This is a genomic window from Streptomyces sp. 8K308, from assembly GCF_004348315.1.
In the GTDB taxonomy this organism is placed as follows: Bacteria; Actinomycetota; Actinomycetes; order Streptomycetales; family Streptomycetaceae; genus Streptomyces.
The window spans coordinates 1-937 of sequence record NZ_SMKC01000666.1 but is presented as its reverse complement, the minus strand read 5'-3'; the positions used below and the strand labels follow the sequence as shown (position 1 = coordinate 937).

The following is a 937-nucleotide window of genomic DNA, read 5'->3' as shown; positions in this document are numbered from 1 at the left end:
ACTGCGGCCCAGGCTTCCCCGACGACGCCGCCGTCCCGAGGGCCGAGCCCCGCGAGCTGCTGCCCGGCGGGCGCGGCCTGCGGCTGATCGAGGCCCTCTCTGACCGCCTGCGCATCGGCAACCAGCCGGGCAGCGGCGGTGCCGTCGTCACCTTCGACAAGGTCCTCAAGTGGCGCGAGGACGCGGCGCTGCTCAGAGCCTCCTAGTGAGCTGGTCTTGAGTTGTGTCGTCGTCCCATGAGTCGTGTTCTGTATCGGATCAGGGCTTTTGGTGGTGGTGAGTGGGTGGTCCGCGTCTGCTGTTGGCATGGGTGATAGCAGGCCGGAGCCGCTGGTGCTGTCTGAGGACGAGCGGCGGACGTTGCAGGAATGGGCCAAGCGCCGTTCGACCGCGCGGGGACTGGCGATGCGGGCACGGATCGTGCTGGCCTGCGCGGATGGTGGCAGCAACATCGCGATGGCCGCGCGGCTGGGAGTCAACCGGGGAACGGTCACCAGTGGCGGGCGCGGTTCCTGGCCGGGCGGCTGGACGGGCTGGCCGACGAACCCCGCCCCGGGGTGCCACGCACCATCACCGACGCCCAGGTGGAAGAGGTGGCAGCGCGCACCCTGGAGGAGACACCGGAAGGGGCGACGCACTGGTCGAAACGCGAGCTGGCCACACGGGTGGGAATCTCACCCACGAGCGTGCCGCGGACCTGGCGGGCCTTCGGTCTCCAGCCATGGCGTAACGAGACCTTCAAAATCTCCCCGGACCCGCTGCTGATCGACAAGATCCAGGACGTGGTAGGCCTGCACCTGGCGCCGCCGGCGAACGCCGCGGTGTTCGCGGTGGACGAGAACCACGGATCCAGGCTTGAGCGGACCGCGCCGGTGCTGCCGATGGCGCCCGGGGTGCCCGAGCGGCGCGGCTTCGACTAGGTCCGGCACGGCACCGT

General features: G+C 70.3%; 1 protein-coding gene and 1 pseudogene. Both read left to right on the top strand.

Annotated features, from left to right (window positions below):
• Window positions 1-206, top strand: a pseudogene (locus tag E1265_RS36540) (ATP-binding protein); the annotation flags it as partial.
• A gap of 162 nt (window positions 207-368) precedes the next feature.
• Entirely contained in the window at window positions 369-920 is a 552-nt protein-coding gene (locus tag E1265_RS36535; protein WP_243741383.1) for a helix-turn-helix domain-containing protein, read from the top strand.
• Window positions 921-937 lie beyond the last annotated feature (17 nt).

What these genes read in the sequence shown, in the direction of transcription:
- E1265_RS36535 (WP_243741383.1), top strand. Translation starts at nt 369, where the DNA reads ATGGGCCAAGCGCCGTTCGACCGCGCGGGGACTGGCGATGCGGGCACG.